Here is a 20,857-nt window from a genome sequence, read left to right as displayed (position 1 = left end):
ATCACTTTTGCGGACCGAAGTACGCCAGATAAGTCATTACTAGCATATATAATATAACGCAAACGCCCAAGATCGATAATAAAGGGTTGCGCTTTTCACGTCTGGCCCAGATATCCATAAAGGGGAGTATAACCAATGCGAGTCCGGCCGCGCCAAACGCTAAAATACCGAGCACTTCACCGTCAAATAATAGTATCTTGGACGGGATTATCTTCAACGTCTGGAACATCCATACAAAATACCATTCAGGTTTTATGCCGATCGGGGTAGGTGCAAAAGGATCTGCTTTCTTGCCCAACTCCCATGGGAACATAACACTTAAAGCAAGAAGCCCGGCAAATATTAATAGCCAAACGATTATGTCTCTCAAAAAAAAATTAGGAAAGAACTTCATGCTCTTCTTCTCGGGACTTTTAGCTACCGAAAGCGGTTCGCTCATCCCCTGAACCTGTACCATTGCCAGGTGCAGTCCCAACATCGCTACAATAGCAATAGGAAGCACCATGACATGCAATGCAAAAAATCTTGTTATAGTGGCGTCCGATATCTCTTCTCCACCGCGAAGTACGGTCCGAAGGTATGATCCCACTACCGGTACCGAACCGGCTATCTGGGTGCCGACCTTGGTGGCAAAAAATGAAAGCTCGTTCCATGGCAGCAAATACCCTGTAAATCCCAGTCCCATTGCAATAAAAAACAGGAATGCGCCCGTGACCCATGTCACCTCACGCGGCGGCCTGTATGATTTCATAAAAAATGTAGAAAAGAGATGCACAAACGCCGAAAAAACCATCAGATTAGCGCTCCAGGAATGGATGGAACGTATAAGCCATCCAAATTCAACTTTGGTCATTATGAATTTTACAGACTCAAACGCCTCGGAGGCGGTTGGCTTGTAGTAAAAAAGCAGGAGCACTCCTGTCACAACCTGAACCAGAAATAGAAACAGCGTTATGCCGCCGAAATAATACCATACGAAATGCTTATGTACGGGCACGGTCTTTTTCGCGAGAAAATCCCTGACGCCGGAGATCTGGTATCTCTCATCAAACCAATTATATATTTTTTGAAACGACAATATCATCCCCCCTTATATTAACATCGTATTTTTCCAGAGGACGGGGCGGTGGGCCGGAGATCACCTTGCCGTTCAGGTCGAAACGCCCGTTATGGCACGCGCACCAGATACAAGCCGCCTGCGGATCATACTGGACGGTGCAGTTTAGATGAGTGCAAACGGCATTAAAGGCTAATAATTCACCGCCTAAAGTATTTATCAATATACCGGGCTTATCCCCGAATTTAAATATTTTGCCGGAATTGGGAGCCAATTCTCCTTTTCGGCCCGCTACTGCGCTCGAAACTGCGGTCTCTGTGCCTTCGGGGGGTGTTATGTAACGGAATATCGAGTACGCGGCGCTTGCCGCCAGGCCCAAAAGGGATCCGCCTAAAATGTAATTTATAAATTCACGTCTGGTAATTTTTTTCTGTACCATGTATTAACCCGAGTAACTATGTAAACCCGGCAATAGATAATTTACGCCGAAATAGGTAAAGAGCATTGCCAGGAACCCCGCCACCGATAGCCAGGCCGCTGGCTTTCCCTTCCATCCTTTCGTCAGACGGATATGTAAATAGATGGCGTAGACAAACCAGGTAATCAAAGACCATGTTTCTTTAGGATCCCAGCTCCAGTAAGTGCCCCACGCAGAATTCGCCCATATGGCGCCGCTGATGATGCCCAGTGTAAGGAATAAAAATCCGAATGTTATCATCTTGTAACTTACAATATCCAGACTTATATCCTCTTTTTTCCTGCACAAAAGCACGGCGCTTGAAACAAAAGCTACGGTTAAAGCAGCATATCCGATGAAGCAGGTCAAGACATGGATGGAAAGCCAGTTGCTTTTCAAAGCAGGCAGGAGGGGGACTATTTCTTTATCTAATAACGAAGCATATCCTATCGCCAGCAAGCTCATCAAAGCCGTCAATGCCGCAATATTCTTAATCCTGTATTTTATATCGATAAAAACAGAAGTAATGGCGATAGCCCAGCTGAGCACGACCAGCGATTCAAACATATTACTGAATGGCGGCCTGCCGGCAACCTGCCAGCGGATACCTATATATAGTGAAAGGCTGAGGATACCGCAGGCCATGAGAGATTTTGCTAACAACGGGAGCGCCTTATTTTTGAACAAGAGCCCTGCCGCATATAAAATCATGGCTAAAAAAAATACCGCGAAACTGAAATTAATATACATGGCCGACATCTCTTATCTCCCCCTGGTTAGCGGATTGACATAGAATATGATAATGAGACCCGCTATGAGCATAATAAATCCGGCGTAAACCACACCCACGCCGGGATCTTTAACTACCTGAAGGACCGACCACTTAAGATCTTCGGCATCGTAACTGAACTGAAAAAAAGTATATCCGCCGAAACGAAGCGGTTCATTTACGCGTATATCTTTAGTTATAATCTCCTTGCCGGCCTTCAATATGGTAACTTTGCTGATAAAATCTTTCGGCCGACGGCCGATCCAATGATATGTGAATTTAAACCTTTGGTCCATCTTCTGATGCATGTCGGGAAAGCGGGCAAATACCCAGAATGTGGAGACTTGACCGGCCTTATCATTAAGTTGAACCTGTATCGCGGGATTATTTGCCTTAGCCGATCGGCTCGCTGCTACTTTCGTGACAGTATCTATAGCAAAATCAGGGATGTAACGCAGAATCTTTATCTTATACCCAGTGTCCGCAATATCATGCTCTACGCCTATTTCAGTAGGGATCTCCGCTATAAGACCCTGGTTCTTGCCGGAACTTTGAGGGCTATCTTTACTGCAGCATGCATCACTTTGCGGGGAATCAGCCCCATTAGAGACGGTATTTTTAACGGGACAAACTAATAATTTTTCTTTCGGGTCGATGTGCTCGCTATAGATAAATTTATCAAGCCTTACCGAAAACCCCAGGTCAACACGCTTTTTATCCTGGGTGGTAAAAGAACTCACCTCTTCACCGTCGCTTATTTTTACAAGCCCTTTTTGGCCGAAGAATATGCCTATAAGAGCACCTATCAATATTATCAGGATACTGGCGTGGGATAGTATAGACCCCAGCATGCGCATCTTAAGGGAGATCCTGTTTATAAGACACACGATCAGGTTTATTGAGAAAAGCACCAGGAGAAGTACAAACCAGAAAGAAGAATAGACGTCGGTTAGGCCGGTCTCCAGCAAGGCCCTATACCCAGAATGTCCATATTTATCGATGTAAAAGGAGGCTTCCTGATTTTGCGGGATAAATGTGCCCAGCAAAGAAAGCGCGGCGATTATAGCGAGTAACCATATGGCCAGCTTTATCGAAGAAAAAAACTTCCAGACCCTGGTCTGCTTTAAAGACATATTTTTATTCTTTATTCTTTCGGCCTCGGATGAGCTATCCTTTTAACATATTCGTCGTAATTAAATTCTTTATAATTCGGGCTCTCCGGGTTATGACATTTGACACATAGCTCCTTAGTCGGAATAATAAGGCCTGCCGCTATGGCCTTTGCCCTGTCCTTCATCACGCTTAAGCTCAAGTAGTCGCTTCCCGCTCCATGGCAAGTCTCGCACTGGACACCATCCGTCTTTACAAAACTTTCGGCAAACAGGCTGGTGTCTTCGCCATAACCGGTAACGTGGCATTTTACACATTGGGGGGCTTCCTGCGGGTTACCCGCGATACCTTTCTTCTTAGCCGATTCCAGCGCCTCGGGGCTTGCGAGCCTTTCATAGGCCTTGGCGTGCGCAGAAGCAAGCCATTGGCCATACTGGTTCCCCTTTGATTCGGATTTGTGACACATCGCACACTTCTTCACTCCCACATATTTATGAGGCCCTTCTGCCCAGACATAACCAATCGCACAAAAAACCGACATCACTACTATCCAAAAAAACAATTTACGCACTTTCTCCTCCCCTTTGTCTATTTCTCTATTTGTACAGGCCGGGGCTGGTATAGTCGATATCTACTTGCACAGCCCCGGCCTGATATTTTGAATATTATACCATGATAAATGACACCGTCTATTTTATTCTTTTAAAAACGCGGCTTCTGCCGCTTTTAAAGTCTTCTCTATCTCGCGCAGGGTGTGCGCAGCGGAAATAAAATTTGCCTCGAATTGCGAAGGGGCAAGATATATACCCCGCTCAAGCATCCCGCGAAAAAATAACGCGAATGCATCTGTATCGCACGCCAACGCATCCTGATAATTTAATATCTCCTTTTTTTCTGTAAAGAAAAGAGTGAACAAAGAACCACATCTCTGCAATGTTACACCCTGCGCCTGCCGTGCGATGATCCGCCGAAAGCCCGACTCAAGCGCATCCCCCAAATTCCGCAGTTTATCATACACCTTATTGCTCATTAAAATACGTATGGTGGCAAGACCTGCCTCGACAGCCACGGGATTCCCTGACAGAGTGCCGGCCTGATATACCGGACCATCGGGAGATAGAAGATCCATTATCTCGGGCTTACCGCCAAAAGCGCCTATGGGAAAGCCGCCTCCCAAAATCTTACCCAGTATGGTTAGATCCGGAGATACCCCTAAAAACTCCTGCGCCCCACCCAGGGCCACGCGGAAACCCGTTATTACTTCATCGAAGATCAGGACGATACCGCTTTCTTTCGTTACCTGTCTTAACTTTTTAAGAAATCCCGGCCCGGGCAACACAACGCCCATATTTGCCGGTATAGGCTCAACAATAACGCAGGCGATATTATCTTTTTCCTTCGCGACAGCTTTTTCGAATTTTTCTATACTATTGAATGGGATTGTAATCGTGTCCCTGGCGACATTTTTGTTCACGCCTGCAGAGGAAGGAACCCCAAAAGTGGCCAAGCCACTACCCGCTTTAACTAAAAGGCTATCTGAGTGGCCGTGATAACAGCCTTCGAATTTTAATATCTTCTCACGGCCGGTGTATCCGCGAGCAAGCCTGATAGCGCTCATCGCAGCCTCGGTCCCGGAAGAAGTGAGCCGGACTTTTTTAATAGAGGGGTAGATGTCGGTCACTAACCGCGCTAACTCTATTTCTTGTTTGGTCGGAGCGCCAAAACTGGTGCCTCGCTTTAAAGCCTTGGCTACCGGCCCGACCACTCTCTCATCGGCATGGCCTAAAACAAGAGGACCCCATGACATGACATAATCGATGAATTTATTACCATCCACATCATAGACATACGCGCCCTTGCCCCTGGAAATGAAGAGAGGCGTTGTACCAACGGCCTTAAAAGCGCGTACGGGACTATTTACTCCTCCTGGAATAAACTTCTTGGCTAGTTTAAAAAGGTTTGCGGAATTTTTGAACTTTTTTTTTCCATTATTGCGGGATTTCACTAAAATTTCATCTTTAATCCGGTATAAAAAAGATGCGCTTCGTAATCATCGATACCGCCGTTAGAGGTTTCGTGATATTGCGTGAAGTCATACTTGAATTCTACGGAGCAGTCGCCGCGGAGCTTTTTTTCAATTCCGATAGAGGCGTCCTGTGAAAAGTTATCCAGCCCGAGCGGCAACCCTATATTCACGAAGTCATTAAAGTTATCGGCATTGGAGAACGAGTAGTCGCCTTTTAGTGTAATATCCTTAACCGGTGAATATCCGCATGAGGCGCTCAACGTCCTGAAACTCGCGTTATATGTAGGCATTCTTTCCACCGAACCGCCGTTACCATTTGCCTGTGTCTCGGTTGACGCCTGTTTGTACTGGTAAAACAATGTCATGTAAAGGCAATCTTTCGGCGTAAGCGTGGCTCCCGCGGAATAGATATGCGCCAGGTATTGAGCTTTTTCGGTAGCCTCGGCAGCCGGTGTCCGTACTCCGTAGACCGTTGTATCTAAAGCATAACGAAAATTGCAGGCGAGCCATCTAAAAGGCTTACAGTTAAACATAACGAGAGGCTTGTATGAGGTGTACTCAATTTCGTCAAGAAAACCCCTGTAGCCGCCTACAACGTCGCCCGCCTTTGTGGTGCTAAGAAATGTGTAGTCCCGCGTGCCATGTTTATATTTAAACTCCGCTGTAACATTGACCTTCGATATAGGGTACCATTTAAAACCTGACGTGACATCGTAATCAAGGCTAAGGATATTCTGGTCTCTTGAAAAATTATCAGTGCCAACCGGTTGAGGACCGAAGGATCTCTGCGATTCATCTTCGTTTCGTAGCTGCTGTTCGAGTTCACCATCCGCGTAAAATATTACGTCTCTCATCCCATCGTACTTAAGACCAAAGGTTTCCCCAATATGGTTATCATCCTTTTTAACCTCAAGATCCACAAACTCATCTGTTACGGTGGCGGTTGCCCTGTTCTTATTATAAGTTCCAACAGCCTTCGTCTTTATCCACTCCCACTTCAGCCCCACATCCATCGTCAAATTTTCTAATAGTAAAATAGTCGCCTTAGGAAGGACGCTAACCTGATTTTGACGCACCTTTTGCGGGTTTAAAGGATGGTTCTCGGCAGTGGAGGCGAGTCCGGGGGCCAAGGTATCGGTTATAACTTCTTCTGTCTTGCCGACATTATAGTCCTCCAGGAAGGCGATAGACAAAAAGACCCTTTCATTCAACTCCTTAGATATGCGCAATATCGTTGTATAAATATCGGCGTTCAGATTTTCGTATTTATACCTGATGCTTGAAAATACTCCGGTACCCAGATTATAGGTCCGGTTATTGACCTTCTGGTTGGCAACCCTTACCTTCTCATACCCTTGTTCCGCAGATACCTCTATACCGCTTGGTGTGGTATGCTCGATCTTCATCTCAAATTTATCCACGATCTCATCGGTTTCGAGGAAAGTAGGCAATATATTTCGAGTTGTCCCGCCTTCGACCACACTGCCCCAGCTTGTCAAAGACTTTGTGCCCTGCCTATACTCCCGCTCGTATAAAAAGATACATTTTGCGTTCTCTTCTTTTGAAAGAGTGCCTTCGATCTTAAAATTGCCTATATCCAGAAAAAGCGCTCTGTCTGCCTCGAGATAAGTTGAGCGAGACGCAGCTGTGGGCGCAAAGTTAGAGAAAAACCCTCCGGTGCCGTCATAATATTTCCTGAACTGTTTGAAATCGAAGATAAGGCTGCCTATCCCCTCTTTTTTTAAGTCAAAATTAAAGAGATAGTCGTTATTGCCCGCGACCACCCTTCCGTCGGCGACAATAGAACCGCCGTGTTGATCTTCGTTGATATAGTTGTAATCGGACACGCCCCCCTGAACATTGTTCGTCATCCAATGATCTTCCTGGAATTTTTCATTGTCCCCGACTGAAACTACCGATAATACCGAAGGGTAGATTACGCCATTACCGCCCGCTTCTGATACGCCCGCATAAACCAATGAAGAGCATAGTAATACAGGTAAGGTAAAATTTATACAGACTATCGATATTATTTTCTTCTTCATATTAACTATATTCTGAGATGGTCATTATAATTTGAACCGTGCACTGCCGTATGGCAACCGCCACTCCAGCACGGACCGCGATTTACAGAAGTCGCATGCCCTCGATTGCCAATATTACCTGTTGAAGGAAAATTCGCCTGGAAATGGCACTTTAGGCAGAGGGTAGCATCTCTTTCTACAAGCATCTTATCATTTATCGAGCCATGCACATCATGGCATGTCGTACAGCCTTCTCTCAACGCATCATGTTCGTAAGCAAAAACCATCGTCTGGTCCTTATGACACTTGGCGCATACGGCATTCTTGGGTGAAAGAGACCGATTTGTGTTCGGCCTGATGGCATCTTCTCCGTGCGGATCGTGGCAATCAGCACAGCTCATTTTACCTTCGGGCACAGGATGGTGATATTGCAGGTTGAAAGAGGCTTTTTTATCCATATGACACTGATAACAAGTTTCGGGGGTTTTCTTAGGATTAATTATGGTGGCGTGCTTCTCGGCCTTTGTCTGGGCATCGGCATGCAGGCTGCCCGGCCCATGACAAGTCTCGCACGCTTGCCCTTCCTTAGCTTTGGAAGCGACGACTATACGCGCATGGTCGGATCTCTTAAAATTTTTCGCTATCTTTTCATGACACATGGCGCATGTTTCCATGCCCACATATGTCGCGCCGGCAATCTTGCCTGGCTGCTCGACAGCATCACCTTCTGATCGGGCGGCGCAATAACTTACGGCGGCTGTTCCAAATACCACGGCTGTGCAAAAGATAAATATATATCTATTCCAATTTTTCATAATTATTTTGTAAAGAATTGTAGCATATTTCTAAAAAACGTCAAGCAATATTTATAAATATTTGGCTCCCGTCTTCTTTTCTTCTTTAAATGAAAACAAGGCTTTATGCTCAAAATTTCCCCCTAATCTGACAGATATTTTTTTAACTGCGCTGAAAACTTCTTCCTTGGTCCTGCCATGTATCATGGAATACAAATTATAATTCCAGCCATTTCTTTTTTCCCTCTGATAACAATGGCTTACTTCGTCAAATGAAGCCATTGCCCTGCCCGCCTTATCAACAAATTTTTGCGGGACATTCCAGACCACCATCGCATTATACCGAAAACCTATTTTTTTGTGGTTAAGGATCGCTGCGAACTTGCGCATGAGCCCGTTTTTTTTAAACGATCGTATCCTTTCGAGCAAAAGACCCTCATCAATACCAAGTGAGGCGGCCAAATCCCTAAATGGCTTTTTTGTTAAAGGCATGTCCCGTGAAATTAAACCTATTATTACTTTGTCGAGTTTCGAGGGCATCGGATATACTTTCAGGTGTAGAACTTTACATCTATTTTAAATAATTTTACCATTGGAAACTCTGATATTGTTTCGATATTTTTATCCATCTTAAGCCGGCGCAGGATGTGTGTGATCCTCTTCTTATCCTTAGCCACCAGTGTAAACCAAAGATCGTATTCACCGGTTCGTCTGTAATTATGGGTAACCTCATGGTAGGAATTTATCTTCTTTGCTATCTTCCCGATATTGCCCGGAGTAACTTTTACCGCTGCCAGGGTAGAGGTAAAATTAATTTTGCGCGGAGAGAAGACCGCGCTTATCCTGCGGATTATGCCCTTCTCTTTAAAAAAAATGACCCTCCCCAGAAGATGATCTTCCTTGATCCCGAGCTCTTGCGCTATCAATGCCCAAGGCTTTTCTACAAACGGAATATCTTCCTGAAGTCGGTTCAGGATGCGCCTGTCCAGCAAGCTTAATCTATTTTTTGACAGGAAACTTTGGCTCATATGTGCAATAAGGTTCCTCTCTTAAATAATCACTGTATTTTGCATAAGCGCGGGCGCGGCATCCTCCGCAGACGGCTTTAAATTCACAGACGCCGCACTTACCTTTATATTGTCCGAAATCTCTGATATTATTAAATACTTCGGACTCAAGCCATATGTCTTTAAAGGCTTGTTTGCGTATATTGCCGCATTTGATTTCAAGATAACCGCACGGCTGCGCGTCGCCTACATGCGAGATAAAACAAAAACTTACCCCTCCCATGCACCCCCTGCCGGACAGGCTGGGCGCGGCGGCCGCGTGTTCCTGCAGCAAAACGCGGTTGAAGTGTGGAGCGCAGGTTATCTTTATCTCCAAAGAAGAACCCTTCTTCTCCCTCGCTAACAATTTAAGCGTTTCCTCATATTCCGATGCCGACAACTCTTCTTCGGCCATCTCTTTTGCCCGACCCGTTGGCACAAGAAGAAAGATGTGGTGCGCCTTCGCTCCAAGGTCTTTGGCCAATTTGATTATCCGGGGAAGCAGCTTTATATTTCTTTTGGTGACGGTAGTATTTATCTGAAATTCAAGACCGGCTATTTTTGCTCTTGCTATTCCGTCACAGGCAGTATTGAAGGCACCGGGAACCTGCCTCAAATTATCATGAGAGCCGGCATCAGGGCCGTCCAGGCTGACCGAGATCCTTTTTACACCCGAGCTAATTATTTTTTTGACATTCTCTTCGGTTAAGAGCGTGCCGTTAGGCGCCATCACCATGGTAAGCCCCTTCTTTTTCCCGTATCCGGCGATCTCGAAAATATCTTTTCTTAATAACGGCTCACCGCCCGTGAGAATGATAATGGGCTTACTGAATGAAACAATATCGTCGATGACCTTAAAACATTCTTCGGTGGTCAATTCATCCGGATACGGCCCATGCTTACTTGACGCCCGGCAATGACTGCAGGCTAAGTTGCAGCTGCGTGTCAATTCCCACGCAACTAACCTTAGATCTACTTTCTGTCTCCTCTTGGGAGTTTCCTTCGGTCGCTTTTGGGCCATCCTAAGCTAATCCTCTCTTACACTCAATATCTCTTCTTCGCTCAAATAACAGGCCGGATCCTCCTGCCACACATCGCCATAAAACGCCTCTGCCCTTACTCTAAAATTTCCGGCACAGATATCCTGGAAGTGACAGCGGCCGCACTTTCCCTTTAATAGATGAAGCCTATTCCTTAAATTATGCAGTAAGGCATCACTTTCATCGGACCATATATCACTGAAATTCCTTTCTCTTACATTGCCCAGAGAATAATGCCTCCAAAACTGATCTGGGTGGACAAAGCCAAGATTGTCGATGTCCGCGATACCGATGCCTGATTTATTGCCTCCGTTGATTTTTAGAAGCTCAAGTGTCTCGTCCGCGCGCTTTTTGCCTTCTTTCTTCAGGCGCAGATACAGATAGACACCGTCCGCGTGATTATCCACAGTAAGGATTTCCGTATCTTCGCTTTTACGGCTTAAGTCTATAGTCCTGTCAAAGATAAGGTCCAGGGCATCCCGTGACCCTTCCTTAGTCAGGTCTTCTTTTATCATTGCACTTCCCCTGCCTGAATATACCAGATGATAAAAACAGGCTCGTTTGATGCCTTCATTTTCGATCAGGTCGAATATGCCGGCCATATCACGGAAGCTATGCTTATTAATAGTAAACCTTAATCCCGCGCGCACCCCGCATGAGTGACAGTTCCTTATCCCTTCTAATGTTTTCTTAAAAGCTCCCGGCGCTTTACGGAACTTGTCATTCACAGCCTCCAGTCCGTCCAGACTGATGCCCACATATGAAAATCCTGCATCCTTTATTCTTTTAGCGGTATCTTTGGTGATCAGAGTACCATTAGTGGATATTACCGTGCGCAATCCTTTGGATAACGCATACTTGCCGAGGTCAAACAGGTCCTCGCGCATAAAAGGTTCCCCGCCGGAGAATAAGAATACGGGCGCGCCGAAGGCCGCAATATCGTCGATCATGGTCCTTGCTTGTTCAGTCGTAAGTTCGCCTTTGTCTTTCTTTGCGTGAGCATCAAAATAACAATGGACACACTGTAAATTACAGCTTTTGGTGGTATTCCATACCACTATCGGCCGGTTAGTGTCCGCGGGCTTACCCTTAGCATAACGGATCTCGTCATAAAAACCTTTTTTACCAGAAAGCAATCTCGTACAATTTATCATTTTAGTTTTTACTCCACTAATACCTTTACAAGCCCGTCTATGGTATGGACCTTGGCCTGCGCGCCTGGTTTTAAACCGAACTTTTTTAACGTGTCTGATGTGACAGGCCCTATTGAAACAAGTTTTACTCCGGAAAGTTTACGCTTGTAATCTTTCCCGGCAAGTTTAATAAAATTCTCAACCGTTGACGAACTGGTAAATGTGATGATATCTACATATTCGGCCAACGCCTGATTCAGGGCGATGGAACTTTCCTTTGCCACAACCGTATCGTACAAATCTATTGCCATTACCTTAAATCCTGATCTTTTAAGGCCCTCCGGCAGCACCTCGCGCGCTTTTTTAGCATGCAGAATAAGGGCTCGGCCCGGACAACGCATCTTTTTAAAATGTTCCACTATAGATTCCGCGGTAAATTCCGGTGGTGTGTAATCGGGCCTTATGCCGATACCGCGTAATGCCTTCGCAGTCTGGGAACCTATGGCACATATCTTCGCCTCGCACAGCATTCGGCAGTCTTTGCCGGATCTATTTAAAAATCCGTCGAATTCATATACGCCGTTCTGACTTGTGAAGAATACCCAGTCGTATTTCCCAGATGAAAAAGCTTTTCTTAACAACGTATCGGATTTAAGCGATACGGTCTTGATTGTAGGTATCTCGATAACTTCAGCCCCCAGATCCCGGAGTTTACACGAAAGTTCGCTGACCTGCTCTCGCGTACGGGTGACGATCACCCTTTTTGCAAAAAGAGGCCTCTTCTCGAACCAATTCAATTCCTTTCTCAACTCCACAGTCTTGCCGACGACTATTATGGCTGGCGGTGATATTTTATTTTTTCGCGACAGGCTGACTATGTTGCTTAAAACACCGGCCACCGTCTTCTGTTTTGCCGTAGTACCCCACCTTATCACGGCGACCGGAGTATCTACAGGCTTACCGCTTGCGATCAACCTTTTTACTATCAGTCCAAGGTTGCCCGCGCCCATCAAGAATACCATCGTACCCAGCGCTTTTGTCAATGCGTTCCAGTCTACCCCCGAGTCCGGCTTAGTGGGGTCTTCGTGTCCTGTGATAAAACCTACCGTCGAGGTCATGCTTCTTTCTGTAAGGGGGATGCCTGCATAGGCAGGAACCGCTATTGCGCTGGTGACTCCCGGAACAATTTGGAAATCTATTCCTTTCTTCCTTAAATATACCGCCTCTTCGGCACCCCTTCCGAATATAAACGGGTCTCCGCCTTTAAGGCGAACTACATTGCAATACCGCCTTGCCTCTTTTACCAGAAGTTTATTTATATTATCTTGCGATAATGTGTGCGCGCTCGCTTTCTTGCCAACATATATAATCTTACAGCCAAATTTCGCGTTCTTTAAAATTTGAGCATTAACCAAGTTATCATAAATAATACAATCGGCCCGGCCTACCAGTTCTCGACCCCTGACAGTTATCAACTTTTCGTCACCCGGGCCTGCACCGACAAGAAATACTGTTGACCTCAACATTGATATCACCTCATACCTTTACTGAAATCCCGAAGAATCTGCTGTGCGCCATTTTTCTCCAGGACTCTTTCGGCTAATTGCCGGCCTAAGGCCTGAGCATTGATTTTCTTTCCCGAAATTTCATCCCTTACGGCCATTTTACCATCAAGTGAAAATACGCCCGCTGTTACATGTAGGATATCACCTTCTACTGCGGCATATACTCCTATCGGCACCTGGCAACCGCCTCCCAGGCCTGAGAGTACAGCCCTCTCCGCGTCGATGGCCAAATGGTAATCTGCATCGTCTAACGCCTTGGCCATATTAATGACTTCGTGATTATCCTCATGCGCCTCGATGGCCAATGCGCCCTGGCCTGCCTGCGGCAACATCTCTTGCGTAGATATAGCCGAGAGCTTTACCGTAAGCCCCAGCCGTTTTATGCCGGCATAGGCAAGTATTATCGCGTCATATATGCCGCGATCTAATTTATTTATCCGCGTATCCAGATTCCCGCGCAGATCCATAATCTTCAGGTCTTTTCTTATATATAGCAGTTGAGCGCTACGACGCAGACTACTAGTCCCCACCCTGGAACCTTGAGGCAGTGTCTTTAAAGTAAATCCTTCCCTTGAAACCAGCACATCGCGCGGATCTTCCCTTTTTGTGACCGCGGCAATCTTTAGGTGTGGCGACAATTCCGTCGGCAAATCTTTCATGCTGTGCACAGCAAGGTCGATCTCGCGCCTCAATAACGCTTCCTCGATCTCTTTAGTGAAAAACCCCTTGTCGGCGATCTTACTTAAAGCCACATCCGGTATCTTATCCCCCGCCGTCTTTATGGTCTTTATCTCAAAATTAGGCGAGGGGTGAAATTTTTTCAGTTTATCCATGACGTATCTGGTCTGCGTCAGGGCTAGTTTGCTCGATCGCGATCCTATAATAAAACGTTTATTTTCCGCTATACTCATGCCTTATGTTCTCCCTCGCCATCCACCCTATGAAGACATCTGCCGCATTGCCGATGACCCTGGAACAGTTATCCAGCTCATTTTTCCTTAAGCTTATATTATCATCAACTATCCGTTGCAGATCGTCTATATCATAAAGGTACGAATTGTCTATGGTGTTAACCTGGGACTCCACATCACGCGGAACCGCAAGGTCGATGATGAAAAGCGGCCTCTGTTTTCTTTTCGGCATCAGAGCCGCTATATCGTCTTTGCGTATGATACAATGCGGGGCGCCGGTGGAAGCGACCACTATCTCCACATCGATCAATCTCTCGCTGAAATCATTGAATGCGACAGCAGTGGCGTCGAACTTTTGGGCGAGACTTTGCGCCTTTTCCAAAGTACGGTTCGCGACCAGGATAGAACCTATGCCGTTTTTTTTCAAATACACGATCAGTTGTTCACCGACGGCGCCGGCACCTACAATCATCGCCGTTTTATCCTTCAGGTCACCCAATATTTTTTTCGCAAGCATAGCCGCAGCTGAACTCACGGAAACAGCCCCCCGCCCGATAGATGTTTCAGTTCTTATCTTCTTTGCGGTATTAAGGGCTTTTTCAAACAATCTGTTCAATATCTTGCCTGTAGTTTTTCCTTCTCTGGCATCCTTATAGGCATTCTTAACCTGGCCTGATATCTCCATCTCCCCGATAACCATAGAATCAAGGCCCGCGGTAACTCCGAATAAATGCTCTACCGCTTTTTTACCTTTATAAATATAAATTCTATCCTCATAATCCGATACATCAATATTATGGATCCGGCCCAGAAAGCTCTTTATGCAACCCACATAGTCTTTATCCCGGAGCGCAAGAGCGTATATCTCCATGCGGTTGCACGTAGACAAGATAAGGCTCTCTTCCAAAATAGCACTTTCCTTAAGCAAACGATTCGCCTCGGTAATATTCCTGGCAGAGAAAGAAAATTTCTCCCTTATCTCAACAGGGGCGGTTTTATGATTTATGCCAATAACCACTAAATCCATATATATTTCTCCGAACTACGGGCAGGTACCGAATAAACTGAGAATTATTATAAAAAAAGCTAAAATAGACAGCAGAGCCACTTTTCGGCCCCGCACCTTAGCAGATAATCTTACATGCAGGATAAGGGCATAGATCAGCCAAAGGACAAGAGAATAGAACTGGCGGGAATTATAACCCCACCAGCAGATACCGTGGATATTCTCGGACCAAAGAAATCCGCAGAAAATCGAGAGCGTAAGTATGGGAAACGCTAAACTTATGCTCCTGTAGTTAAGCTTGTCTAAAAAAGATAGGCTCGGTAGCCGGCTGAAGATAACGGCTGTCCGCTTATTCTTTATGGCGTTGTCCTGTATGATATATAATACCGCGGCTACCGAAGCCACAAAAAATATGATGTAACTAATATAAGCGGCCGCTATATGAAGATTAAGATACCTTTGCATTTTTTAAAATACGCTCCAGCTTTATTTTGACCTGCCGCACCTTCTTCTGCCTGAGAAGATCGAATATTTGCCCTTTAAGCGTTTCTTTAAAAAAACATTTTCTGGATTTCATATTTTTTATTTTTTCCCGCACCTTGGGCCGGAGATCTTTCATTATACGTAGATAGTCGGCGTATTCAGGGCCAAACACTTTATCAAGATCCTGGCGGATCTTCTTTGACAATGCCGGGCTTACACCGTCCGTAGATATGCTTATAGTCAAGGCCCCTCTTCTTATTACAGAAGGCAGAATAAAACTGCATTCTTCAGGGGAATCTACAACATTGACTAAAATATTATTTTTGAGGCAATAGGAGGATGCGGCAGAGTTTACTGATCTATCGGTTGTGGCGGCAATTACCATGTATGCTCCAGATAGATCCCTTAAGTCGAATTTCCTATTTTTAAATACGATCTTTTTCTTTTTCCATAAAGCCTTTAAAGCGGGGGTGCTAACGGGACTTACTACCGAAACAAGAGCTCCGCTTCCCAGGAGCCGTCTTATCTTGCGCTCGGCTACTACGCCGGCGCCTATTACCAGACATTTTTTATTTTTCAGGCACAGATTTATGGGATAATATTTGGCCATCTTATCATGCCTTTATCCTATCAACAGCAAAATCGGCCAGGGCGCACAGGCTGTGCTTGAACGAAGAATCCGCTAATCCGCGCAGGCTCTTCTTCGCCTTTTCGGCGTAGAGATGGACATCGTCTATCGTCTTTGTAAGCGCGCCGGAATTGATAAACATCTTCCTTATATCTTTGAATGCCCTTTTGCTGTCTTTCTGCGCAATGAGTTTACGGACCAATCTTTTATCTTCGGTTTCAGAAAGCAGGTTCAATATAGGCATGGTCAACTCGCCCATCTTAAAATCAGCGCCCGGGACTTTCCCCAGATCCTTTATTTCACCGATCAGGTCGAGCGAATCATCTACGATCTGGAACGCTATCCCGAAATTCAGCCCATATTCTTTTAGCATACCCAGCGCGGTGTGTCTGCCGACAGCCAGTACGCCGGCCTGACAACATGCCGCGAACAGATTGGCTGTTTTATTCTTCACTATAGTTATGTACCGTTCTTTCAATATGTCGAGATTGTCCCTTTCGCAAACCTGCGTAAGCTCACCCTCGCACATCATGCGAGTAGACCGGCTTATACAGTCAAGGACATCCGGGTTTCTGCAGGACGATATCAGGTCAAAGCCTATTGAATAGAGATAGTCGCCCAGGACAATTGCCACATCCTCGCCCCATTTGGCATTAACCGTAGGCTTATTATGGCGTATCTTTGAATGATCTATCACGTCGTCATGTAACAACGACGCCAGATGTATTAATTCAACCGCTGAAGCTATATTTAGCACCTGTTTTGAAGACGCCGAAACATCGCCTTCCAAAGTGGCCCTTGCGGATAAAGTCACCAGGGCCGGCCGGAGCCTTTTGCCTCCCGAGCGCAGAAGATATCCTCCTATCTTCACTATCGACGCGGTCGGGCTGTTTTCGATGTTAAACCTGATCAGCCGCTCGATCTCGGTCAACTCATTCCTGATGGGGCTATAAATTTCTTTTAACTGCATATTTTATCTCCAGGGTACAAAAATCTTATCTATCGCTATCCCGGCACATAGCAGTATGCCTATCATTGAATGCAGCCCTATCGTAGCCGCATTAACCGGCAATAACTCATGAATCTTTTCATAATTATTTCTGGATACCGTGAACGCCTTGAATGCTACCGGTAAGCTAAGGACCGCTATAAGGCAGGTGTACGGTAAAGATTTAGCCAACGCTAAGGCTGTTATTATAACATATACTGCCGCAAGCAGTATATAATAAATAAAAATCGCGTTCTTTTTGCCTAAAATCACGACCCACGTACGTTTTCCTACCGCCTTATCCCCTATATAATCAGGAAATTCGTTTATAAATAACACCAGGGCGATCAGGATACCGATCGGCATGGAGGCAAAAAATATCCTGAAGGTTAACTGCTGCGCTCCCACATAATACGCGCCCATTACCATAAGCGGCCCGAATCCTATGCCTGTGGCGAGTTCGCCGAAACCGCCATACCCTATCTTGAACGGACGGGCGCTGTAAAAGAATCCAAAGAAAACACCTATTGCGCCTAAAACAAGGATGACATTCCCGCCGCATATATAATTAAGGTAAAGGCCTATTCCGGAACCCAGGATGAAAAATAGCAAAGAAGCGTATAATATTTTCTTAGGCATGATTTGACCATTTTGGATCACTCTGCTCCCTCCGCTGAACGGCGTTGGCGTAGGGTTGGCTTCGTCACAACCCGCAAGATAGTCAAAATAATCATTTGCCAGATTAGTACCGGCATGAATGAATATTGCACCGAAAAGCGTGAGAAGAAAACGGTGCCATATAAAACTATGCCCGTCACGCCATGCCAATAAATATCCGAAAAGCACGGGTATTACTGTCGCTGTAAAAAACGGTATTCGTACAGCTTTTAACCAGATCTTAAAATTCACATCTAACTCCTTTTCTCTATTTCTTTGATCAAATTATGAAAAATAAAATGGTGCAAAGGCAGGCACATGTACCAGTATATCCTGCCAAAAAGGCTATGTGTGTCGTAGTACGCTGTGACATTCAACACCCTATCTGGACCATCTTCTTTAATGTTGAACTCTAACCATGCTTTCCCCGGCAGGCGCATCTCGGCGCGCAGCAGAAGCCGTCTATTTTCCTGCAAGTCTTCTATGCGCCAAAAGTCTATTACATCGTTGATCTTTAGGCTCGAATCGGATCTCCTCCCGCGGGCAGAACCTACTCCAAGCAAAACGCGGTCTATGCCTCCCCTTAAGCGCCACAACCAGTTACTGTGAAACCACCCTTCTTTTCCTCCTATCCTGCATATAGACCCGAATAACCGGGAGGCGTCTTTTGCTGTCGTGATCGAGTCGCTGGCAGTGTAGGTAGGCATGCCCTTAAGTTCGTCGAGTTTCAATGCCAATTCGTAGGCCGGCGTAGAGGCATCGGACCATCTCGTATATACCTTATCTTGCTCTTCCCGGGACATGGCCCTTATTATCGCCTCTTTATACGAAAGCGGCTCAAACGGTATAAGCCCTCTTATGCTATTATCCTGGCAGATAACTTCGTTCTTTAACCCCTCCATCAGGCACGAAGTAATCGCTTCCGGAACCGGCGTTAGAAGACTCGCGCCATAGGCATAAAATCGGATACTGGAAAACGGTACGGGTATAAAAAAGATCTTTTTGCGGCGTATCTCTGCCAGTGTCTTGAGCATCATTTCGTATGTCAGAACATCCTTGCCGCCTATATCAAAAGACTGGCCGGACGTTTCCGGAGTCTCTAATACACCCACAAGATACTTTATAATATCTCGTACGGCTATCGGCTGGCATCTGTTTTTTGCCCAGCGCGGAATAAAAATTATCGGAAGCTCCCTTACCAGATGCTGAATGATCTCATATGAGGCGCTTCCGCTTCCGACAATTATCGCCGCCCGGAGAACCGTTACCGGAGTCTTCCTGCGCCTGATTTCTCTGGCTACTTCGGCTCGGCTGCGTAAATGAGACGATAGGGAGCTACGGACATCGCCAAGGCCGCCGAGGTAGATAATCCTGCTGACGTGTTTCTCTTCGGCTACTTTACTGAAATTCCTGGCCGCATTTATATCGGCCTGCGCGAATCTCTTAGGACCAAGGCGCAGCGAATGAATCAGGTAATAAGCCGTATCTATGTTATCAAGCGCCGCTCTTAAACTATCGATATTCTGCACATCTGCTACCGCCACTTCCGCATGTGGCCAAAGCGTCCTGTAAGTATCCGGCGCGCTGCGCACCATGGCGCGAACCTTATACCCTCTTCCCAGAAGTTCCGGAACCAGCCTTCCACCTATATATCCGGAAGCGCCTGTTACTAAAATCCTGCCTATGCCGGGCTGGAATTTAGTAGGGAGATCACTACAGAAAAGGTCTTTATTATCCCACGTGGTAGCCATATTAAATAGGCTATAGATTATATTACACTCAAACCAATTTCGCAATAAAAATGGTGGCTAATTTTAATACTTGCATATAAAACGATAATGGATATAATATTTAAATATGATTATCGGAAATTACGGCATTGTAGGCCTTTTTTTCATTTTAGGGATCGTATTCGTGGCGGGCGCGTTTATTGTGTCATGGCTGCTCCGTCCGCGGGCGCCGAGCCCCGAAAAAAACGCTACCTACGAATGCGGCGAGGTATTAAAAGGGTGCGCGAGGGTGCAATTTAACGTCAGTTACTATCTTGTCGCCCTCTTATTCGTAATATTCGACATAGAGGTCTTGTTTTTAGTCCCCTGGGCTACCGTATTCCGGGACCTCGGGATAGTTTCATACATTGAAATGATGATATTTATAGCTATACTTGTATTCGGATTGATATACGCCTGGAAAAAAGGAGTTTTCGAATGGCAGTAATCGAAAAAATACCGGCAGCAAAACTGATAAATAAGATGCCCGGAGGCGGATTATTTCTCACAACGAGCGAGAGTCTTTTAAAGTGGGGCAAGGCCTCTTCCTTGTGGCCGATGACGTTCGGGCTGGCCTGCTGCGCCATAGAGATGATAGCTACAGGCGCTTCACGTTTCGATATAGACAGGTTCGGCGCGGGAGTATTCCGCGCGAGCCCAAGGCAGTGCGATGTCATGGTAGTAGCAGGTACAATATGCGTCAAGATGAACGATTGTATCAAGCGTCTCTACGCGCAGATGCCTGAACCTAAATATGTTATTGCCATGGGAAATTGCGCCATATCGGGAGGCATATTCTACTATGACACCTATTCTGTTACGAAGGGCACGGATGCCCTCGGTATACCGGTAGATGTATATATACCCGGCTGCCCTCCCCGCCCTGAAAATCTGCTCTTCGGGATAATGAAACTACAGGAAAAAATAAGGAAAGAGAAAGATGCTCTCAAGTGAAATATCCGCAGCTATTATAAATAAATTTCCGGACGCTTTAGAAGGGCCGGTAAGCGGTTCTATCGTTATATCCAAAGAATCGCTTTTGGATGTGGCGCAATATTTAAAAAGCGGCAAGCTTGCCTTTGATAATCTTCATTGCATAACCGCGATAGACACAAAAGAAAAGATAGAGTTAAATTATACCCTCTATTCCATCCGCGAGCATCATGCTATAAGTCTTAAAATATATTTAACTTATGATGATCTGCATGTTGGCAGCTTAACAGGGATCTGGAAATCGGCCAACTGGCTGGAGCGCGAGGTATACGACCTGTTCGGAGTCAATTTTTTAAACCACCCGGACCTTCGCCGGATACTTAATCCCTATGACTGGAAAGAATATCCTCTGCGAAAAAATTATTCCAATCCGGAATTCATCGCAAAGCCAAGATTATAAT

At 45.7% G+C, this 20,857-nt stretch carries 23 protein-coding genes; 3 read left to right on the top strand and 20 right to left on the bottom strand.

The genetic code is table 11. The features are described from left to right. Position 1 precedes the first annotated feature (1 nt). The 20 genes from Q8R38_02705 to Q8R38_02610 form a co-directional block, all read right to left on the bottom strand. The gene (locus tag Q8R38_02705) at positions 2–1,078 is read right to left on the bottom strand and encodes a cytochrome b N-terminal domain-containing protein (protein MDP3790936.1); all 1,077 of its coding nucleotides are present in this window, start codon (positions 1,076–1,078) and stop codon (positions 2–4) included. Continuing rightward, on the bottom strand, positions 1,056–1,496 hold the full coding sequence (locus tag Q8R38_02700; GenBank protein ID MDP3790935.1) for a Rieske 2Fe-2S domain-containing protein: 441 nt from the start codon (positions 1,494–1,496) through the stop codon (positions 1,056–1,058). Before Q8R38_02700 ends, Q8R38_02705 begins: the two co-directional genes overlap by 23 nt. Positions 1,497–1,499: 3 nt before the next feature. Beyond that, complete coding sequence (locus Q8R38_02695; GenBank protein ID MDP3790934.1) at positions 1,500–2,264, bottom strand: cytochrome c biogenesis protein; 765 nt, start codon at positions 2,262–2,264, stop codon at positions 1,500–1,502. Between the two features lie 12 nt (positions 2,265–2,276). Continuing rightward, on the bottom strand, positions 2,277–3,416 hold the full coding sequence (locus Q8R38_02690; GenBank protein MDP3790933.1) for a cytochrome c biogenesis protein ResB: 1,140 nt from the start codon (positions 3,414–3,416) through the stop codon (positions 2,277–2,279). An 11-nt stretch (positions 3,417–3,427) separates the two neighbouring features. Further along, positions 3,428–3,964 (bottom strand): cytochrome c family protein, encoded by a 537-nt coding sequence (locus tag Q8R38_02685; GenBank protein ID MDP3790932.1) that lies wholly within the window; start codon positions 3,962–3,964, stop codon positions 3,428–3,430. A 123-nt stretch (positions 3,965–4,087) separates the two neighbouring features. Continuing rightward, a complete protein-coding gene (gene hemL / locus Q8R38_02680) occupies positions 4,088–5,398 on the bottom strand; it encodes a glutamate-1-semialdehyde 2,1-aminomutase (GenBank protein ID MDP3790931.1) in 1,311 nt (436 codons plus the stop codon). Continuing rightward, positions 5,398–7,464: a hypothetical protein gene (locus tag Q8R38_02675; protein MDP3790930.1), complete on the bottom strand. Its 2,067-nt coding sequence runs from the start codon at positions 7,462–7,464 to the stop codon at positions 5,398–5,400. The genes hemL and Q8R38_02675 overlap by 1 nt, the downstream gene beginning before the upstream one ends. A gap of 5 nt (positions 7,465–7,469) precedes the next feature. Continuing rightward, complete coding sequence (locus tag Q8R38_02670) at positions 7,470–8,258, bottom strand: cytochrome c3 family protein (GenBank protein MDP3790929.1); 789 nt, start codon at positions 8,256–8,258, stop codon at positions 7,470–7,472. 51 nt (positions 8,259–8,309) lie between these two features. Next, on the bottom strand, positions 8,310–8,777 hold the full coding sequence (locus Q8R38_02665; protein MDP3790928.1) for an Lrp/AsnC family transcriptional regulator: 468 nt from the start codon (positions 8,775–8,777) through the stop codon (positions 8,310–8,312). A gap of 11 nt (positions 8,778–8,788) precedes the next feature. Then, positions 8,789–9,265 (bottom strand): Lrp/AsnC family transcriptional regulator, encoded by a 477-nt coding sequence (locus Q8R38_02660; GenBank protein MDP3790927.1) that lies wholly within the window; start codon positions 9,263–9,265, stop codon positions 8,789–8,791. Continuing rightward, the gene (locus Q8R38_02655) at positions 9,237–10,304 is read right to left on the bottom strand and encodes a radical SAM protein (protein MDP3790926.1); all 1,068 of its coding nucleotides are present in this window, start codon (positions 10,302–10,304) and stop codon (positions 9,237–9,239) included. The genes Q8R38_02660 and Q8R38_02655 overlap by 29 nt, the downstream gene beginning before the upstream one ends. A gap of 6 nt (positions 10,305–10,310) precedes the next feature. Then, positions 10,311–11,477, bottom strand: a complete 1,167-nt coding sequence (locus tag Q8R38_02650; GenBank protein ID MDP3790925.1) for a radical SAM protein — start codon at positions 11,475–11,477, stop codon at positions 10,311–10,313. 8 nt (positions 11,478–11,485) lie between these two features. Next, positions 11,486–12,982 (bottom strand): uroporphyrinogen-III C-methyltransferase, encoded by a 1,497-nt coding sequence (gene cobA, locus Q8R38_02645; GenBank protein ID MDP3790924.1) that lies wholly within the window; start codon positions 12,980–12,982, stop codon positions 11,486–11,488. Between the two features lie 5 nt (positions 12,983–12,987). Further along, complete coding sequence (gene hemC, locus Q8R38_02640; protein ID MDP3790923.1) at positions 12,988–13,932, bottom strand: hydroxymethylbilane synthase; 945 nt, start codon at positions 13,930–13,932, stop codon at positions 12,988–12,990. Then, complete coding sequence (hemA, locus tag Q8R38_02635; GenBank protein ID MDP3790922.1) at positions 13,913–14,959, bottom strand: glutamyl-tRNA reductase; 1,047 nt, start codon at positions 14,957–14,959, stop codon at positions 13,913–13,915. Before hemA ends, hemC begins: the two co-directional genes overlap by 20 nt. 15 nt (positions 14,960–14,974) lie before the next feature. Then, positions 14,975–15,403 carry a cytochrome c biogenesis protein CcsA gene (ccsA, locus tag Q8R38_02630; protein ID MDP3790921.1) on the bottom strand — a complete coding sequence of 143 codons (429 nt, stop codon included), beginning with the start codon at positions 15,401–15,403 and terminating at the stop codon, positions 14,975–14,977. Next, positions 15,387–16,031, bottom strand: a complete 645-nt coding sequence (locus Q8R38_02625) for a bifunctional precorrin-2 dehydrogenase/sirohydrochlorin ferrochelatase (GenBank protein MDP3790920.1) — start codon at positions 16,029–16,031, stop codon at positions 15,387–15,389. Before Q8R38_02625 ends, ccsA begins: the two co-directional genes overlap by 17 nt. A 4-nt stretch (positions 16,032–16,035) precedes the next feature. After that, positions 16,036–17,019, bottom strand: coding sequence for a polyprenyl synthetase family protein (locus Q8R38_02620; protein MDP3790919.1), 984 nt, complete (start codon positions 17,017–17,019; stop codon positions 16,036–16,038). A gap of 3 nt (positions 17,020–17,022) precedes the next feature. After that, a complete protein-coding gene (gene menA / locus Q8R38_02615) occupies positions 17,023–17,946 on the bottom strand; it encodes a 1,4-dihydroxy-2-naphthoate octaprenyltransferase (protein ID MDP3790918.1) in 924 nt (307 codons plus the stop codon). A 2-nt stretch (positions 17,947–17,948) separates the two neighbouring features. Continuing rightward, a complete protein-coding gene (locus tag Q8R38_02610; GenBank protein MDP3790917.1) occupies positions 17,949–19,445 on the bottom strand; it encodes an SDR family oxidoreductase in 1,497 nt (498 codons plus the stop codon). A 106-nt stretch (positions 19,446–19,551) separates the two neighbouring features. Between Q8R38_02610 and ndhC the strand changes: the two genes are divergently transcribed. The 3 genes from ndhC to Q8R38_02595 are packed head-to-tail and all read left to right on the top strand — an operon-like array spanning position 19,552 to position 20,856. After that, a complete protein-coding gene (gene ndhC / locus Q8R38_02605; protein ID MDP3790916.1) occupies positions 19,552–19,911 on the top strand; it encodes an NADH-quinone oxidoreductase subunit A in 360 nt (119 codons plus the stop codon). A gap of 35 nt (positions 19,912–19,946) precedes the next feature. Further along, positions 19,947–20,417 carry an NADH-quinone oxidoreductase subunit NuoB gene (gene nuoB, locus Q8R38_02600; protein MDP3790915.1) on the top strand — a complete coding sequence of 157 codons (471 nt, stop codon included), beginning with the start codon at positions 19,947–19,949 and terminating at the stop codon, positions 20,415–20,417. Beyond that, positions 20,404–20,856, top strand: coding sequence for an NADH-quinone oxidoreductase subunit C (locus tag Q8R38_02595; protein ID MDP3790914.1), 453 nt, complete (start codon positions 20,404–20,406; stop codon positions 20,854–20,856). The genes nuoB and Q8R38_02595 overlap by 14 nt, the downstream gene beginning before the upstream one ends. Position 20,857: the final 1 nt, after the last annotated feature.

The sequence above is a fragment of the Candidatus Omnitrophota bacterium genome (assembly GCA_030695905.1).
Classification (GTDB): domain Bacteria; phylum Omnitrophota; class Gorgyraeia; order 2-01-FULL-45-10; family 2-01-FULL-45-10; genus CAZHPY01.
Note: the sequence above shows the minus strand (reverse complement) of the source record. Positions and strands in the feature narration are given on the sequence as shown.

What these genes read in the sequence shown, in the direction of transcription:
- Q8R38_02670 (MDP3790929.1), bottom strand. Translation starts at nt 8,258, where the DNA reads ATGAAAAATTGGAATAGATATATATTTATCTTTTGCACAGCCGTGGTA.
- Q8R38_02595 (MDP3790914.1), top strand. Translation starts at nt 20,404, where the DNA reads ATGCTCTCAAGTGAAATATCCGCAGCTATTATAAATAAATTTCCGGAC.
- Q8R38_02665 (MDP3790928.1), bottom strand. Translation starts at nt 8,777, where the DNA reads ATGCCCTCGAAACTCGACAAAGTAATAATAGGTTTAATTTCACGGGAC.
- cobA (MDP3790924.1), bottom strand. Translation starts at nt 12,982, where the DNA reads ATGTTGAGGTCAACAGTATTTCTTGTCGGTGCAGGCCCGGGTGACGAA.
- ndhC (MDP3790916.1), top strand. Translation starts at nt 19,552, where the DNA reads ATGATTATCGGAAATTACGGCATTGTAGGCCTTTTTTTCATTTTAGGG.
- ccsA (MDP3790921.1), bottom strand. Translation starts at nt 15,403, where the DNA reads ATGCAAAGGTATCTTAATCTTCATATAGCGGCCGCTTATATTAGTTAC.
- Q8R38_02655 (MDP3790926.1), bottom strand. Translation starts at nt 10,304, where the DNA reads ATGGCCCAAAAGCGACCGAAGGAAACTCCCAAGAGGAGACAGAAAGTA.
- Q8R38_02700 (MDP3790935.1), bottom strand. Translation starts at nt 1,496, where the DNA reads ATGGTACAGAAAAAAATTACCAGACGTGAATTTATAAATTACATTTTA.
- Q8R38_02620 (MDP3790919.1), bottom strand. Translation starts at nt 17,019, where the DNA reads ATGCAGTTAAAAGAAATTTATAGCCCCATCAGGAATGAGTTGACCGAG.
- Q8R38_02690 (MDP3790933.1), bottom strand. Translation starts at nt 3,416, where the DNA reads ATGTCTTTAAAGCAGACCAGGGTCTGGAAGTTTTTTTCTTCGATAAAG.
- Q8R38_02675 (MDP3790930.1), bottom strand. Translation starts at nt 7,464, where the DNA reads ATGAAGAAGAAAATAATATCGATAGTCTGTATAAATTTTACCTTACCT.
- Q8R38_02650 (MDP3790925.1), bottom strand. Translation starts at nt 11,477, where the DNA reads ATGATAAATTGTACGAGATTGCTTTCTGGTAAAAAAGGTTTTTATGAC.
- Q8R38_02660 (MDP3790927.1), bottom strand. Translation starts at nt 9,265, where the DNA reads ATGAGCCAAAGTTTCCTGTCAAAAAATAGATTAAGCTTGCTGGACAGG.
- hemA (MDP3790922.1), bottom strand. Translation starts at nt 14,959, where the DNA reads ATGGATTTAGTGGTTATTGGCATAAATCATAAAACCGCCCCTGTTGAG.
- hemC (MDP3790923.1), bottom strand. Translation starts at nt 13,932, where the DNA reads ATGAGTATAGCGGAAAATAAACGTTTTATTATAGGATCGCGATCGAGC.
- nuoB (MDP3790915.1), top strand. Translation starts at nt 19,947, where the DNA reads ATGCCCGGAGGCGGATTATTTCTCACAACGAGCGAGAGTCTTTTAAAG.
- Q8R38_02695 (MDP3790934.1), bottom strand. Translation starts at nt 2,264, where the DNA reads ATGTATATTAATTTCAGTTTCGCGGTATTTTTTTTAGCCATGATTTTA.
- Q8R38_02625 (MDP3790920.1), bottom strand. Translation starts at nt 16,031, where the DNA reads ATGGCCAAATATTATCCCATAAATCTGTGCCTGAAAAATAAAAAATGT.
- Q8R38_02610 (MDP3790917.1), bottom strand. Translation starts at nt 19,445, where the DNA reads ATGGCTACCACGTGGGATAATAAAGACCTTTTCTGTAGTGATCTCCCT.